Below are 14,661 nucleotides of genomic sequence, written 5' to 3' on the forward strand. Positions count from 1 at the left end.
CTCAGGCCCCCTTGAAACCGGCGGCGCGGGCGCGGGTCAGCGCGGCCTCGCGATCTTCGCCGTTGGTCAGATTATTGAGACCCGACAGGCGCTTGTTGCCGCCGAACGTGCAGAGCGTGACCTCTTTTTCCTGCCCGGGCTCGAACCGGACGGCGGTACCTGCGGGAATGTCGAGCCGAAAACCGAAGGCCGTCGCACGGTCGAAGTCCAGCGCCTTGTTGGTCTCGAAGAAATGATAGTGGCTCCCGACCTGGACGGGCCGGTCGCCGGTATTGGTGACGATCAGGCTGACGCGGTCCCGGCCTGGGTTCAGCTCGATCTCGCCGTCCTCGGCGCGGATCTCGCCGGGCTTGCCGATGCGTTCAGCCGGGGCGTCCGAGCCGGGCCGGATCGGATCGTGGACGGTGACAAGCTTGGTGCCGTCCGGAAAGACGGCCTCGACCTGGATCATGGGCAGAAGGTCCGCGACACCCTCCATCACGTCGTCCGACGTCAGGATCGTCGAGCCGTATGAGATCAGCTCGGCCACGCTGCGCCCGTCGCGGGCGCCTTCGAGAATTTCATCGCAGATCAGCGCCACGGCCTCGGGGGCGTTCAGACTGCGGCCGCGAGCGCGACGTTTTCTGGCAAGCTCGGCGGCGGTGAATATCGTCAGCCGTTCCAGTTCAGTGGGGGTCAGCAGCATCCGGTGTCCTTGGGTCTTGGGTCTTATGTGGCGAAGAGGCTTGCCTGATCGGCAGGCCGGCGCAGGGCCGCGATTTCGGTGAGGGGAGAAAAGGCGCCGGGCTGCGCCGGCGGCATCCGGGCGAGGCCCGCTGCCATGTCGTCGGCCAGGGCGGCCAGGACGGACTGCGCATCCAGCGCCCCGAGGCGCCCCAGACGCACCGCCGCAGAGGTGAAGCCCATCACGACCGCATTCAGCGCCCCGGCCTCTGCCTCGTCACAGGCAAGTCCGAGGCCCGCGCCGACGATGCCCTGGACGACCGGTTCGTATCCCAGCGTCGTGGCCTGGCCGCTCGCCGCGAGGCTGTCGCGATACTCGGCGGCACCGGTCGTGCCGATCCGCGCGTGGACCGTCAGCAGGGCCCGTCCCACCCGGCGCGAGGCTTCGGCCAGACGGTCGACTGTGTTCTGAAGATGACAGCGGCGGTCGATTTCGAGCAGGGTATCGGGGTCGGCGGCGGCAGCGAATGCCTCCCGCAGGAAGAGACGGTCGAAGCCGAGCCAGCGCGGAACGATCTGATCCGCCAGCAAGGCCCTGACATCCGCCGCGCCGCCGACTCTCCCCTCTGCCGCCAGCGTCTCGAGCCCGGAAGAGAAGGCAAATGCGCCGGAGGGAAAGGAGCTGTCGGCGGTCTGCAGCAGGCGCAAGAGGGAAAACACCCGGTCCGTCATGCCGACACCTCGGTTCCCGAGGGAAGAAGGATCACTTCGCCCGCATCGATCATCGGGGCGAGGCGTTCGTGGTAGAGGCGTTCTTCCGTGTCGACGGCGATCAACAGAACGTCGCCGTCGAAGCGGACCCGCCAGTGAAGGTTGCCGCAGAAATAACCCAGCCTGAGTGCAGTGGCCTGATCGCGGGTCGCCAGCCTGATCCATGTCTCGCTCTCGACCCGGACGACCAGCGCGGCCTCTTCCGAAATCGCGAGAACCGCCCCGTCGTAGAGGTGCTTGTCCCGTGGCAGGGCGAGCGCCACCTCTGCCCCGCCCTCGGACCGGGTGCGCAGCCGCCGCCGGGCCAGATCGGCGCGCGGCAGGCGCAGCACATCGACCGCATGTGCGTGCTCGAGACGGTGCAGGGCGTCGTGAAAATCGGCAACAGGGCCGAGAATATCGGAGTATATCTGCATCAGATGGCCATGTGCCTGGCGACCATGTCTTCGGTCAGTGCGTGGATGCGGCCGGCTTCGACCGCGGTGCCGTGCTCGACCATCACGAAGGACGAGGCCGCGCGCCGGGCGAAAGGAACGTTCTGTTCCACCAGGAGGATGGTCAGTCCGAGGTCGCGGTTGAGCCGGATGATGATGTCCTCGATCTGTTCGACGATGTTCGGCTGGATACCCTCCGTGGGCTCGTCCATCAGCAGGAGAGAGGGCGCGCAGGCCAATGCCCGAGCGATGGCGAGCTGCTGCTGCTGCCCGCCCGACAGGACGCCACCCGGACGGTCGAGATTGTCCATGAGATAGGGAAAGAGGTCCGGCACGATCTCGGGGATCCCGCGCGGCCCCGAGGAGGCGAAGCCGCCCATGAGGATGTTGTCACGGATGGTGAAGTCCGGAATGATCATGCGGCCCTGCGGCACATAGGCGATGCCGGATCGGGCCCGATCGTGCGTGGGCATGGACGAGATCTCGTCACCGTCGAGCGAGATGGTGCCCTCGCTGCGGTCGGTCAGGCCGAGGATCGTGCGCAGGAGCGTCGTCTTGCCGACTCCGTTCCGGCCCAGCACGGCCAGGATCTCGCCCTTGGGGGCGGTGACGTTCATATCGTGCAGCGCCTGGCTGCGACCATAGAAGCTGTCGACGTGGGTGAGGCTCAGCATCACTGCACCCCTCCGGACCCGAGATAGGCGTCGCGCACCGCAGGGTCCTGTTCGATCTTGGCCATCGGCCCTTCGGCCAGCAGCTTGCCCATGTGCATCACGGTGACCCGTTCCGCGATCTTGCGGACGAAGGCCATGTCGTGTTCGACCACCAGCAGCGTGTGACTGCCCTTGAGCCGCAGGATGATGTCGGCGGTCTTCGAGGTCTCGGCCTGGGTCATGCCCGCGGTCGGTTCGTCGAGAAGGATCACCTTTGCCTGCTGGGTGATCAGCATACCCAGTTCCAGCCATTGCATCTGGCCGTGGCTGAGGTCGCCGGCGACGACGTCCAGCACGGGTTCCAGGCCGGTCAGCTCGATCACCTCTTCGATCCGGGCGCGATCGGCTGCCGCCATCCCGAGCCGCAGGTTGCGGAACACGCGGGGTTCGTGACTGACCGCGACACTGAGGTTGTCGCGCACCGTCAGATCCCGAAAGACGGACGGGATCTGGAACTTTCGTCCCACGCCGGCCCGCGCGATCTGATGTTCGGGCCTGTTGGTGATCTCCCGGCCGAACAGCCGGACCTCGCCGGCGGTCGAGGCGGTCTTGCCGCTGATGAGGTCCATCAGCGTGGTCTTGCCCGCGCCGTTGGGACCGAGGACAACGCGAAGTTCGCCCCGGTTGATGACGGTGGACATGCCGTTCACGGCCTTGAAGCCGCCGAAGTCGACCTCAAGCCCGTCGATGGTGAGTGCCGCTACCATTGCTGCGCCTCCTTATTCCGCCGGTGCGCTGGACTGCGCCCGGCGCGTCCTGCCGCTGTCACGGGATTTTCCGAATAGGCCGGCCAGGTCCTCGGCCAGCCCGGCGAGGCCGCGCGGCATGTAGAGGACGACCAGTACGAAGATGACGCCTATGATCAGTTTCCAGGCTTCCTGGAACATCTCGGTCTCGGACGCCGTGGCCTCGATCGTGTTGATCAGGATCGCGCCGATCGCGGCGCCGATAAGCGACGACCGCCCGCCGACCGCCGCCCAGACGACCATCGAGATCGAAAAGGAGATGTCGAGGAAGGAGGGCGAGGCGAATTCGGCGGCGATGACGTAGAGCATGCCGGCGAAGCCCGCGATCCCGGCCGATACGGTGAAGAAGAACACCTGGTAGGCGGCCACGTCATAGCCCAGGTATCGCGACCGGTTCGGGTCGTCCCGCGTCGATTGCAGGATCAGCCCGGCGCGGGTCGAGACCAGCCAGCGGGTCGCCAGCAGCACCACGCAGATCGACACCGCCACGATGTAGTAGGTCGACACGAGATAGGGGTCGAACTCGACTCCTCCGATGGTCAGCCACCCCAGGTCCGTCAGCCCGTTGAAGCCGTTGGTGACGGGCTGCGCGTCGATGATCAGCAGCCGCACCAGCAGCACCAGCGCCAGGGTGATGATCGCCACGTAGACGCCCGAGACCCGCAGCCGGAAGATGGCCGACGAGAGGATCAGCGCCACGATCACCGGCAGGATGATCGCCATGGCCATCCCGAAGCCCTGTGCCTGGAACGGCAGCCAGAGCCAGGATCCCGAGGTGATGCAGCACAACTCGGTCGGGGCGCCGGGTTCGGCGTTCCACAGCATGAAATCCGGCACCGGGTTTTCGCTGCCCTGCTGGAGCGACGTGTAGCTCTGCAGCTTGAGCGACATGGCGACCATGTAGGCGCCGAGCCCGAAGAAGAGGCCCTGCCCCAGGTTCAGGATGCCCGCGTACCCCCAGCTGAGCGCGATGGCTATGCCGAGCATCCCGTAGACGAGGTACTTGGCGATGCGGTTCAGCCAGAAGACATCCGTCATGACCAGCGGCAGACCGAGGACGATGACAATGAAGAGGACGTAGATGCCCCAGTCGCCGTATTTGAATAGCTTGCTCTGCGACATGTCCGTTACCTCGATTTGAAAGCGAAGAGGCCGCGCGGGCGCCACAGGATGATCGCGATGACCACGCCGAACACCACCGCCCGGGCGAGGATGTCGTTGGTCAGGATGGCGAAGATCCCGTTGATCTGGCCCAGCAGCGCCGAGGCGAGCACGGTGCCCAGCAGCGACCCGACACCTCCGACGACGACCACGAGAAACCCGTCGACCACGGTCGATGCGCCCATGTCCGGCATCACGGTCTTGAATCCGGCCAGCAGCACCCCCGCAATTCCCGCCAGCCCCGAGCCATAGGCGAAGGTGAAGGCCGAAACGCGCTTCACGTCGATGCCGCAAGCGGCGGCGATCTGCGGATTGCGCATGATGGCGCGGACCTGGGTGCCCATGGATGTCCGGTACATCAGGAACCAGGTGAGAAGCGTCAGCAGGACGGTCACGAGGATAATGAAGGAGCGGTATGGCTGGATCGGGATCCCGCCGATCTCGAACGGCTGCGTCAGGAAGGACGGGACGTTCATGTTCTGCAGACCGGGGCCGAGCCCCTCGATATGGATGCCGAAGAAGCTGAGCCCGAATTCGAGCCGGATCAGCTGTTGCAGGACGATGGCCACGCCCCAGGTCGCCAGCAGCGTGTCGATGATGCGCCCGTAGAGGCGGCGGATCACCAGTTTCTCCAGCGCGAGACCGACGGCCGCGGAGACGAGAAACGCCAGGGGAAGCGCGAGAAACAGGTTTATGTTCAGGTAGATGCCCGAAATGACGGCGGTATATGCGCCGATCATCACGAGTTCGCCGTGGGCCATGTTGATGACACCCATGGCGCCGTAGGTTATCGACAGGCCAAGCGCGATCAGTAGAAGGATCGACGACAGCGACAGTCCGATGAAGAGTATTTCCGACATGGATCGGTTGTCCCTCGATGAGGTGGGTTCGGGCGGGGGCGCGCGGCCCCCGCCGCGCGGATCACAGTTTGGAGCTGTCGAGCCCACCCGCGGTGCAGAACAGGTTTTCAGGGGCTTCCCCGTAGGCCACGTAAGGCATCGGCTGGACGGGCTCGTCATAGGCCTCGATTATGGTGCCCTGCCCGTCCGCGCCCCATTGCGCGATGCGCGGCGTGAGGTAGGTGTGCAGGTTCTCGGGATCGACCGTCACCTTGCCGTTGGGGGCGTCGAAGGTCTGGCCCTTGATGGCTTCGCGGATGGCATCCGGTGTCGCCTCGCCCGCCTTCTCGACTGCCTGCTTCCACAGGAACACCTGGAAATACGAACTTTCCAGCGCATGGTGCGTCACCGCCTTCGGGTCGCCCACGAAGCTGCGGTAGCGTTCGATGAACGACTTGTTCTCGGGGGTGTCGATCGCCTGGAAATAGGGGAAGGAGGTGTAGGACCCGGCAGCAAATTCCGCGCCCATGGCCGCGATCTCGATTTCCGAGGTGACGGTCGCGCAGATCGGCAGGACGTCATGCGTGAGACCCTGGTTCTTGAACTCGCGGTAGAAGGCCACGACCGAGTCGCCGACGACGTTGGACAGCACGACATCGCAGCCCGAGTCCTTGATCTTCGAGACCATGGCCCCCCATTCGGAGTGGCCCAGTTCCAGGTACTCGTCGGCGACATATTCTCCGCCGTGCTGCTCGATCAGGATTTTCGAGACCTTCGCCATCTCGCGCGGGTAGATGTAGTTGGATCCCACGATGAAGAACTTCTTCTTGCCCAGGGTATTGATGATCCATGGGACGAAGTTCGAGAGCTGCTGGTTGGGGACCGCGCCGGTGTAGACGACGTTCTTGGAGCATTCGAAGCCCTCGTAGTACGTCGGGTAGAAATACATGTTGTTGCGTTTCTCGAAGACCGGGAGGACGGCCTTGCGGGACGCGGAGGTGTAGGAGCCGAAGACCGTCGGCACGCGGTCGCGAATGACCAGCTTGGACGCCTTCTCGTTGTACGTCTTCGGATCGGAGGCGCCATCCTCGACGATCGGCTTGATCATCATGCCGTTCACGCCGCCCGCGGCATTGATCTCCTCGATCGCCATGAGCGTGGCATCGGCCAGCGACTTCTCGATGATCGACAGGCCGCCGGTCTGCGAGAACAGGACGCCGACCTCGATCTCGCCGGCTGCCGCGGCACGGCCGGGAATGAGCGACGGGGCAGCCAGCGCCGCACCGAACGCGGCCGAGGTCTTCAGGAAAGAGCGACGGTTGGATTTCATGGAGAGTCTCCCTGTTGGCGGACGGATCGCGGCTGCCCTCGGCAGAACGCGGCGCGTCCGTGCGATTAACGTTGTGTGACCGAAGATTGAGATTGCATCGTCCGCAGGTGACTGCCGCGACGACATTCGAAGGAGGCGGTTCAGCGCCGTTCCCGGAAGGCCCACGAACCGGTGGACACTCGCCTTCCCCACGCCTGTCGGGTGAGGCACGCACGGCGCATCATCGAGCCGTCCGGAACAAAACACAAAAAAAGCCCACTTGTACCGGATCAGGTATCAAAGCGAGCTTCGTTGCTTCAACGAACGGGCATCATTGGCCGTCCGTTGACTTCACTATACGTCGACAGGTTTGCCGGACAAAAGCTCATTGGCGTTGATAATCGCCTGAGCCATGTCTTCTATCGAAGTTCTCTTGGACATTGCCTGTTTTCTAATCGTTTCGAAGGCTGCGGCCTCGGAAAACCCGTGCATTTCCATGAGAATCGACTTGGCCTTGGCGATGATCTTCTGGCCGGCCAGCTTCTTTTCCAGCTTCGCCATTTTCTGCTGCAGGTCGATCTGGCGCTGCTGGCAGTCGCGGGCGACCACCATGTTCGTCATGATGCCGAAGCTCCGCACCGGCTTGGACGTCACCGCGACCGCGCCGAGTTCGAGAACGAGTTCCAGCATGGCGGGGTTCTCGTAATCGATCACCGCTATGATCGCGGGGGCAGGTTTCTCCGCACGGCGCAGCATTGCCTTCATCTGCTCCTGGCTGTCGAAGAAGACACCGGCGAAGACCACATCCACCTTGGAGGCAAGCCCCTTCTCGGGAGGCCAGATATGGTCCGTGCGACATCCGATCCGGCCCAGCTGGTCCAGGATGGTCTGCCCGTTGGCATCCGGCGGGTGCACCACCGCGACGCTCAAACTCCTGAGATCCTTGAGGCGGATGCGTGCCATCACCTACCGCCTCCCTTCGCCTTCGCGAAACTGACCGGGTCGTCATGTTCGACGAGATAGGGCTCGGGCGCTTCCGGCGCGCTGGTTTCGCGGACGACCTCGAACTCCCCCTTGCCGTCGACCAGCCCGACCCGTGGCCAGAGATAGGTGTGGTGGTTCACGGCATCCACACGCACCGGCCCCTGTGGCGCCTCGAACGAGAAGGTCGGCAAGGCCTTGAGCAGGTCCCTCCGGCTGGTCCCGTCCACCCGCCGCACGGCCTCGGCAAACATGCGCACCTGGATATACGCGGCCTCGACTTCGGCCGAGATCGGTTGGTCGGGCCCGAACAGCGCGCGGTACGCGGCCACGAACCGGGCGTTGGCAGGTGTCCGGAGCACGCTGAAATACGGCGCGGCCTTGACGTTCCCGACCGAGGCGTCCAGTCCCGCGGCCAGGCTCTCGGGTTCCCCGAAGGTGAGCGAGGCGATCGGCCGGACCGTCCGGTCGAAACCCGCGGCGTCGTAGGCGCGGTAAAAGTCGACGGCGCCCTGCCCGACCACGTTGGAGAAGACCGTCACGGGACCCGCGGCGCGGATCCGGTCGATTACCCGGTCGATTTCCTCTCTGGTGGAAGAGAGCGGTATGTAGACCTCGTCCACGACCTCGGCGCCCCGGTTCGACAGGAGGTCCCGCATGATCCTGTTGGATTCGTATGGAAAGATGTAATTCGAACCGACGAAGAAATACCGCGGCTCGTAGGTTTCGACCAGATAGTCCGCCAGCATCCGGGCGTTCTGATTGGGCGCGGCGCCCGAATAGATGCAGCCTTCGACATATTCGAAGCCCTCGTAGAGCGTGGGGTAGAACAGCAGGCTCTGCCGCGCCTCGACCTCGGGCAGGACCGCCTTGCGGGTGGACGACATGTAGCAGCCGAACAGCGCATCCACTCCGTCGTCCAGCAGCCGCGCGGCCTCGGACTTGAAGAGATGCGGATTGGACTGCGGGTTGCTGTCCGCGACGCGCAGCTCTTCCCCGAGCAGACCGCCTTCTGCGTTGATCTCTTGAACAGCGAGCAGGGCGCCCTGTCGCTGTGCGACCTCGATGACGGAGGTCACGCCCGTGCGCGAATAGAGAAAGCCGATTGTGACCGGCGCTTTCGAAGAAGCCATTCAGTTGTCTTTCGTCAGTTCTTCACCCCCCGGTCAGACGATGAGGGCGGAGCAATCGGTCACGGGAAAATCGTACCGTGAGGCAGATGACTGCACAAGCGGCGACGGGGTCCCGCGACCGCGCTGGCGCGACGAACGCTTAATCCGGTTGCGAATCCGGAGGTGTCCCCGGCCGGACGAAGCACCGAGGGAGCTTGGAGGTAAATCAGAGCACGAGCTGCGAGAGGGTCAGACGCGACGGCGGGGACCGCGCGGCGTCCCCATCTTCCGCGCGCCGCGCCGCCGGCACGCGTGCTCGTGCACCCTGCGGCGGGCACGAGCCGCGCCTGCCCCGTCAAGCGAGGTGGCGCGTCAATGCGAGCGGTTCCTCATCCGATCCGGTAGTTCGGAGATTCCCGCGTGATCTGCACGTCGTGCACGTGGCTTTCCTTGAGCCCGGCGCCGGTGATCTTCACGAAGGTGCAGTTCCTGCGCATCTCGTCCACCGTGGCGCAGCCGGTATAGCCCATGGCGGCACGCAGGCCGCCGACGAGTTGGTGGATCACCGTGCCGGCGCTGCCCTTGTAGGGCACCTGGCCCTCGATCCCCTCGGGTACCAACTTGTCGCTGGCGGCATCCTTCTGGAAATAGCGGTCGGCCGAGCCGCGCGCCATGGCGCCCAGGCTGCCCATGCCGCGGTAGGATTTGAAGGTCCGGCCCTGGTAGAGGATGACCTCGCCCGGGCTCTCGTCGGTGCCCGCGATCATCGAGCCGACCATCGCGACCGAGGCGCCGGCAGCGATGGCCTTGGCGAAATCGCCCGAGAACTTGATGCCGCCGTCCGCGATCACCGGCGTGCCGTCCGCGGCGGCGGCACAGTCCATGATCGCCGTCAGCTGCGGCACGCCGACCCCGGCGACCATGCGCGTCGTGCAGATCGAGCCCGGACCGATGCCGACCTTGATCGCATCCGCGCCGGCGCCGATCAGGGCGCGGGTGGCCTCGGCCGTGGCGACGTTGCCGGCGACGACCTGGACCTCGTTCGACAGGCGCTTGACGCGCTCGACGGCTTGGGCCACGCCTTCGGAATGGCCGTGCGCCGTGTCGATGACGATCAGGTCGCAGCCGGCATCCACCAGCGCCTCGGACCGTTCGAAGCCGGCATCGCCCACGGTGGTCGCCGCGGCCACGCGCAGGCGGCCGAGGCGATCCTTGCAGGCGGTCGGGTTGAGCACGGCCTGTTCGCTGTCCTTGAGGGTCAGCAGTCCGGTCAGCTTGCCCGTCCTGTCGGTGATGAGCAGTTTCTCGATCCGGCGGGCCTTCATCAGGCTGATCGCCTCGTCGCGATCGGCCGGTTCTTGCATGATGGCGAGGTCTTCGGAGGTCATCATCGCGTGGACGGGCGTCTTGTCGTCGTTCGCGAAGCGCATGTCGCGATTGGTCAGGATGCCCACCACCCGGCCTCCCTCGTCCACCACCGGGAAGCCGGAGATGCGGTAGCGGTCGCGCAGGTCGTTGGCATCGGCCAGGGTCTGGTCGGGGCGCAGGGTGATCGGCTTGTAGACGATGCCGGATTCGAAACGCTTGACCCGCCGGACCTCGTCGGATTGCTGCTGGACGTCGAGATTGCGGTGGATCACGCCCATGCCGCCGGCCTGGGCCATGCAGATGGCCATGCGGGCCTCGGTCACCGTGTCCATGGCCGAACTGAGCAGCGGGATGTTCAGGGAGATCGCCTTGGTGACCCTGGTGCGCGTGTCCGCCGTGGAGGGCAGCACCGACGAGGCGGCGGGAACGAGCAGGACATCATCGAAGGTCAGCGCCTCGCGAATCTCCATGGGATATCTCCTTGGATGGGATCACTTGGCGCTTCCCTATTGCACGGATGCGGGATGGGGGAAAGGTCTAAATATTGTATGAAGGGCATCGCGGTGCGGCAAATGTCGCAGGGGGCTGTCTGCCCCCTCTCGGCCCGTGCCGGGCCAATTCACCCCCGAGGATATTTTCCGGACCAAAGAAACAGTGGTCGGGAGACCGGGCCGGCCGGCGCGCGGAGGCATGAAGTGGCGCCGGCGCGTGGCGGGCGGCGTATCGCGGGCGGTCGTGCGGGCGCGGGTGATGCCGTCGAGCCCGCGATCGCGGGTGGGGCCCTTCCGCGAGAGAGCGGTCGGCGTTTTCGCCTGCAGGCCGTCCAGTACGGCGCTGTCGCCGGCGCGCCGCGCGAGGCGTCGCGGACGAGCGGACGCCTTTCGCCCCGGCGGCGGCGGGGCCGGCGCGCCATGTCATGTCCGTCAGCAACCGGCGGACCGCTTTCCGCCGCCTGTCTTCGACCGCGCGGGACCGGAACCCGCCGATCCGTCAGGGGGCGGCGGCCTTGAGCGCATGAGACACCGGGGCCAGGGCAACGCGCCCCGCCCGGTCGGCCAGACCCCAGACCAGCAGCGCCTCGATCGTTTCGGGGCGCAGGCGGGCGACGAGGATCACCTGCCCCTCGATCCCCGCCTTGAAGGCGGAATTGTCGAGGAAACGGCGGATCACCGTGGCGCTCTGCCCCTCGCTGTCGAGGTCGCGGAAGACCGTGGCCGCGGGCACTCCCCGGCGGGTCGCGAGCTTGCGAGCGGTGTCGAGGCCTTCGGGAAAGAGCAGCAGGCCGTGGCCGCTCTCTTCGAGGATCGCGGCGAGCCGTTCGCCCATGGCGCGCCCGGACTGCAGCCCGCGCCCGGGGGTCTCGATCACCCCGACGACCTGGTCGAGGCGGGTGAACCAGTCCCCGGCGGCGGCCTCGAGATCGGCCGGCGTCGCACCGGCGGGCACACCGGCGAGGGCCAGCACCTCGTAACCGCCTTCCCGGTAGCGGCGCATCGCCTCGGGCGCGTCGGGGCGCGTCACGGGGATGGCGATGGACAGGGGATAGGGGAAATCCGCAGGCAGGCTGGCGTCGCCCCGGCCGTCGTCGATCAGCACGATCGACACCAGGGGCATGTCCGCAGGGTTGTCGAACGGCTGGGCGAACCGGTCGATCGGCGGGCCGACCGCTTCGGGCGCCGCCCCGGCGCTTGCATCGGGGGCGGCATCGGGATCGGAGAGAGGCACCACGGGCGCGGTTTCGACCAGCCGGAGGGCCGGCTCGCCAGGCATGGCCGGACGGGGGTCCACCGCGCCGCTGTCCGGGGCGGTCCGGGCCGCTCGCTGTGCGAGGCCCGGGTCTTCGGTCACGGGGTCTTCGGTCACGGGGTCTTCGGTCACGGGGGCGGACGGTCTGGGCGCGGCCTCATCCGTCTGGGTGGCCGAAGCGGGCGCATCGGGGGCGAGCCCGGCGACGGTCGCCGACGGGTCTTCGTCCGCGGCCTCTTGGGAGTCGGTCCCCTGGACGGAGGGCGCGGCGAGCGGGGCGTCGCCCGCCTCGGAGGCGGGGGCCGTGCCGGCCGCGGGGGGTACAGGTGCCCCGGAGGATGCATCGGATGCCGGGGCGGGCGCATCAGGAGCGCTCTCCCGCCACTCGGCTATCGTGGCCGAGGCAGGCGCGTCGCGGGCGGCGTCTCCGGCTTCCGCGACCGGAGGCGAGGCGGGTTCGCCGGATGCGGGCTCCTCGACCCCGGCAACGGGGCCCGGCGCGGGCCGTTCGGGGGCGGGCTCCTCGGCTTCGGCGCCGGCCGGCGAGACCGGCGGTTCCGGCGAGGTTTCTCCGCTCAGGACGACGGGTGCGGTGGCAGGGGCGTCGGAGCCGTCACCGGTCGAAGTGCCGGAGGTCGTTTCGTCCGGCGCTTCGCCGGTCGGCACCGCCCCAGTGGCGGCTTCGGGGGGGGCGTCGGCCGCGGACTCCGACTGGATCGTCGGAGCGGGCGGCAGAGCGTCGGCGCCCCCGGTGGCACCAACGCGGCCCGGACCGGAGGAAGTTCGCTCCGTGACGCGCTCCGTGACGCGATTTGGGGCGGCCTCCGGCGACTGCGGGACCGGGCGGGATGCACCGTCCCGCGCGGCGATCTGCGGCGCCTCGGGGGCGGCCGGGTCTGCCGGCGCCACCGGCTCGGCCACGGGGTCGGCGGGGGCGGCCGGATCGGGCCCCGGCGCCTCGGAAGTGGGGCCGGTTCCGGCCGGCGCGGTCCCGGACAGACGCTCCGGGGCAACCGGGTCCGGTTGCGGCATCGGCAGATCCGTCACCGGCGTCTCCGGCGTGATCGCGGCGTCGTCCAGGTCGCCGGAGGGGAAGCCGGTCACTTCCTCGCCGGGGTCCGCCCGCGGCGGCTGGGGCGTGGCACGCGAGGCTTCCGGCTCGGACTCGGCGGCGGGCGCGGCGGGGGGCATCGCCAGCGGGCTCGGCAACACGGGATCCGCCTCGGCCGGGGTCGGCAGACTGTCGCCCGGCGCGGGGGCCGGCGCATCGCCCAGGCCGGCGTCGGGGGCCGTCAGGGCCGGCGGCTCGACCGATTGCAGCGCCTCGCCCGCCAGGGCCAGGTCGTCGCCCTCGGGCGGTTCCGGTCGCACGGCATCGCCCCGGTCCGGCTTGCTGATCGGCGCGGGCCGCAGCGCCGGCATGTCGTCGCGCGCATCGCCGAAGGCCGAGGTCGCGGGCACGTCCGGCGTGGCGGTTTCGGGCGGCGCGTCGCCCGGGACCGGCACGCTGAGCGAGACGACGCCGGCCACGCCCGCGGCCAGGGCCAGGCCCCAGAGTCCCCCCAGAATGGTTCCGCGTAGCACGTTCTGCTCTCCTTCTCGCCGGGGTTGGCCCGGTCGGTCCTTGGCCACCGCCCCTTGACGCTGGTGCGGGCCGCGGCTCATCTATGGCCGGCACGGCACAGGCGCAAGCAAAAGCCCAAAGGGGTGTGTCGCGGAGCCATGATACCACAACACCCGGTCCTGACCAGTGGCCGGGATCGCCCGCAGACCGAAAGGGACAAGAATGAGCGACGCGCTGAAACCGATGATCGCCGCGGCGGCGGAACGCCCCCTGACCCGGGCCGAGGCCGAAGCCGCGTTCGACATCCTTTTCGAGGGCCAGGCGACGCCCGCGCAGATGGGCGGGCTGCTGATGGCGCTGCGGACGCGCGGCGAGACCGTCGACGAATACGCCGCCGCGGCGCATGTGATGCGGGCCAAGTGCAACCCCGTCGTCGCCCCGGCCGGCGCCATGGACATCGTCGGCACGGGCGGGGACGGAAAGGGCACGCTGAACATCTCGACCGCGACCGCCTTCGTCGTGGCGGGGGCCGGGGTGGTGGTGGCCAAGCACGGCAACCGGAACCTGTCGTCCAGGTCTGGCGCGGCCGACGCGCTCGGCCAGATGGGGGTCGAGGTGATGGTCGGCACGCATGTGGTTGAGCAGGCGCTGTCCGAGGCGGGGATCGGGTTCATGATGGCGCCGATGCATCACCCGGCGATCCGCCACGTCATGCCCGTCCGGCAGGAGCTGGGCACGCGGACGATGTTCAACATCCTGGGGCCGCTGACCAATCCCGCCGGGGTGAAACGCCAGCTGACCGGAGCCTTCTCGCGCGCGTTGATCCGGCCGATGGCCGAGACGCTCGGGGCGCTCGGGGCGGAACGGGCCTGGCTGGTCCACGGGTCGGACGGGACGGACGAGCTGACCATCACGGGGGTCAGCTGGATCGCCGCGCTCGAGGAGGACGGCTCGGTCCGCGAGACCGAGCTGCACCCCGAGGAGGCCGGCCTGCCGGTGCATCCGTTCGAGGCGATCCTCGGCGGGACACCCCGCGAGAACGGTCGGGCGTTCCGCGGGCTGCTGGCGGGCGAGGCCTCGGCCTATCGCGATGCCGTGCTGCTGAACGCGGCCGCGGCGCTGGTGGTGGCGGGCAAGGTCGGCGACCTGCGCGAGGGCGTGGCGCTGGCGGCCGACAGCATCGACAGCGGCCAGGCCCTCGCCAAGATCGAGGCGCTGGCGCGGATCACTTCCTCCGCCACCGCCGAGTGATTT

General features: G+C 67.7%; 13 protein-coding genes. 1 reads left to right on the forward strand and 12 read right to left on the reverse strand.

Annotated features, from left to right (window positions below; translation table 11 throughout):
• Position 1: 1 nt before the first annotated feature.
• From OB2597_RS05305 to OB2597_RS20860, 12 genes are all read right to left on the reverse strand, one after another.
• The gene (locus OB2597_RS05305) at positions 2–685 is read right to left on the reverse strand and encodes an urease subunit gamma (protein WP_009804497.1); all 684 of its coding nucleotides are present in this window, start codon (positions 683–685) and stop codon (positions 2–4) included.
• A 23-nt stretch (positions 686–708) separates the two neighbouring features.
• Positions 709–1,395, reverse strand: a complete 687-nt coding sequence (locus tag OB2597_RS05310) for an urease accessory protein UreF (RefSeq protein WP_009804498.1) — start codon at positions 1,393–1,395, stop codon at positions 709–711.
• The gene (locus OB2597_RS05315; RefSeq protein ID WP_009804499.1) at positions 1,392–1,850 is read right to left on the reverse strand and encodes an urease accessory protein UreE; all 459 of its coding nucleotides are present in this window, start codon (positions 1,848–1,850) and stop codon (positions 1,392–1,394) included. The genes OB2597_RS05310 and OB2597_RS05315 overlap by 4 nt, the downstream gene beginning before the upstream one ends.
• Positions 1,850–2,542, reverse strand: a complete 693-nt coding sequence (gene urtE, locus OB2597_RS05320) for an urea ABC transporter ATP-binding subunit UrtE (RefSeq protein WP_009804500.1) — start codon at positions 2,540–2,542, stop codon at positions 1,850–1,852. The genes OB2597_RS05315 and urtE overlap by 1 nt, the downstream gene beginning before the upstream one ends.
• On the reverse strand, positions 2,542–3,288 hold the full coding sequence (gene urtD, locus OB2597_RS05325) for an urea ABC transporter ATP-binding protein UrtD (protein ID WP_009804501.1): 747 nt from the start codon (positions 3,286–3,288) through the stop codon (positions 2,542–2,544). Before urtD ends, urtE begins: the two co-directional genes overlap by 1 nt.
• Positions 3,289–3,300: 12 nt before the next feature.
• Positions 3,301–4,449 (reverse strand): urea ABC transporter permease subunit UrtC, encoded by a 1,149-nt coding sequence (gene urtC, locus OB2597_RS05330; RefSeq protein WP_009804502.1) that lies wholly within the window; start codon positions 4,447–4,449, stop codon positions 3,301–3,303.
• Between the two features lie 5 nt (positions 4,450–4,454).
• Positions 4,455–5,348, reverse strand: coding sequence for an urea ABC transporter permease subunit UrtB (urtB, locus tag OB2597_RS05335; protein ID WP_009804503.1), 894 nt, complete (start codon positions 5,346–5,348; stop codon positions 4,455–4,457).
• Positions 5,349–5,409: 61 nt separating this feature from the next.
• Entirely contained in the window at positions 5,410–6,657 is a 1,248-nt protein-coding gene (locus OB2597_RS05340; protein WP_009804504.1) for a transporter substrate-binding domain-containing protein, read from the reverse strand.
• 333 nt (positions 6,658–6,990) lie between these two features.
• Positions 6,991–7,599 carry an ANTAR domain-containing response regulator gene (locus OB2597_RS05345; protein WP_009804505.1) on the reverse strand — a complete coding sequence of 203 codons (609 nt, stop codon included), beginning with the start codon at positions 7,597–7,599 and terminating at the stop codon, positions 6,991–6,993.
• Positions 7,599–8,750, reverse strand: coding sequence for a transporter substrate-binding domain-containing protein (locus tag OB2597_RS05350; protein ID WP_009804506.1), 1,152 nt, complete (start codon positions 8,748–8,750; stop codon positions 7,599–7,601). Before OB2597_RS05350 ends, OB2597_RS05345 begins: the two co-directional genes overlap by 1 nt.
• 368 nt (positions 8,751–9,118) lie before the next feature.
• Positions 9,119–10,567, reverse strand: a complete 1,449-nt coding sequence (gene guaB, locus OB2597_RS05355) for an IMP dehydrogenase (RefSeq protein WP_009804507.1) — start codon at positions 10,565–10,567, stop codon at positions 9,119–9,121.
• A 520-nt stretch (positions 10,568–11,087) separates the two neighbouring features.
• Positions 11,088–13,427 carry a divergent polysaccharide deacetylase family protein gene (locus tag OB2597_RS20860; protein ID WP_009804508.1) on the reverse strand — a complete coding sequence of 780 codons (2,340 nt, stop codon included), beginning with the start codon at positions 13,425–13,427 and terminating at the stop codon, positions 11,088–11,090.
• A 202-nt stretch (positions 13,428–13,629) separates the two neighbouring features.
• On the opposite strand from OB2597_RS20860, the gene trpD reads away from it, so the two are divergent.
• Positions 13,630–14,658, forward strand: a complete 1,029-nt coding sequence (gene trpD, locus OB2597_RS05365) for an anthranilate phosphoribosyltransferase (RefSeq protein ID WP_009804509.1) — start codon at positions 13,630–13,632, stop codon at positions 14,656–14,658.
• Positions 14,659–14,661: the final 3 nt, after the last annotated feature.

Origin of the sequence: Pseudooceanicola batsensis HTCC2597 (genome assembly GCF_000152725.1) — a bacterium.
Classification (GTDB): Bacteria; Pseudomonadota; Alphaproteobacteria; order Rhodobacterales; family Rhodobacteraceae; genus Pseudooceanicola; species Pseudooceanicola batsensis.

Bases quoted from the DNA above. Each gene is read 5' to 3' on its own strand.
- OB2597_RS05310 (WP_009804498.1), bottom strand. From the start codon at position 1,395: ATGACGGACCGGGTGTTTTCCCTCTTGCGCCTGCTGCAGACCGCCGAC.
- urtE (WP_009804500.1), bottom strand. From the start codon at position 2,542: ATGCTGAGCCTCACCCACGTCGACAGCTTCTATGGTCGCAGCCAGGCG.
- guaB (WP_009804507.1), bottom strand. From the start codon at position 10,567: ATGGAGATTCGCGAGGCGCTGACCTTCGATGATGTCCTGCTCGTTCCC.
- urtD (WP_009804501.1), bottom strand. From the start codon at position 3,288: ATGGTAGCGGCACTCACCATCGACGGGCTTGAGGTCGACTTCGGCGGC.
- trpD (WP_009804509.1), top strand. From the start codon at position 13,630: ATGAGCGACGCGCTGAAACCGATGATCGCCGCGGCGGCGGAACGCCCC.
- OB2597_RS05315 (WP_009804499.1), bottom strand. From the start codon at position 1,850: ATGCAGATATACTCCGATATTCTCGGCCCTGTTGCCGATTTTCACGAC.
- urtC (WP_009804502.1), bottom strand. From the start codon at position 4,449: ATGTCGCAGAGCAAGCTATTCAAATACGGCGACTGGGGCATCTACGTC.
- OB2597_RS05345 (WP_009804505.1), bottom strand. From the start codon at position 7,599: ATGGCACGCATCCGCCTCAAGGATCTCAGGAGTTTGAGCGTCGCGGTG.
- OB2597_RS05340 (WP_009804504.1), bottom strand. From the start codon at position 6,657: ATGAAATCCAACCGTCGCTCTTTCCTGAAGACCTCGGCCGCGTTCGGT.
- urtB (WP_009804503.1), bottom strand. From the start codon at position 5,348: ATGTCGGAAATACTCTTCATCGGACTGTCGCTGTCGTCGATCCTTCTA.
- OB2597_RS05305 (WP_009804497.1), bottom strand. From the start codon at position 685: ATGCTGCTGACCCCCACTGAACTGGAACGGCTGACGATATTCACCGCC.
- OB2597_RS05350 (WP_009804506.1), bottom strand. From the start codon at position 8,750: ATGGCTTCTTCGAAAGCGCCGGTCACAATCGGCTTTCTCTATTCGCGC.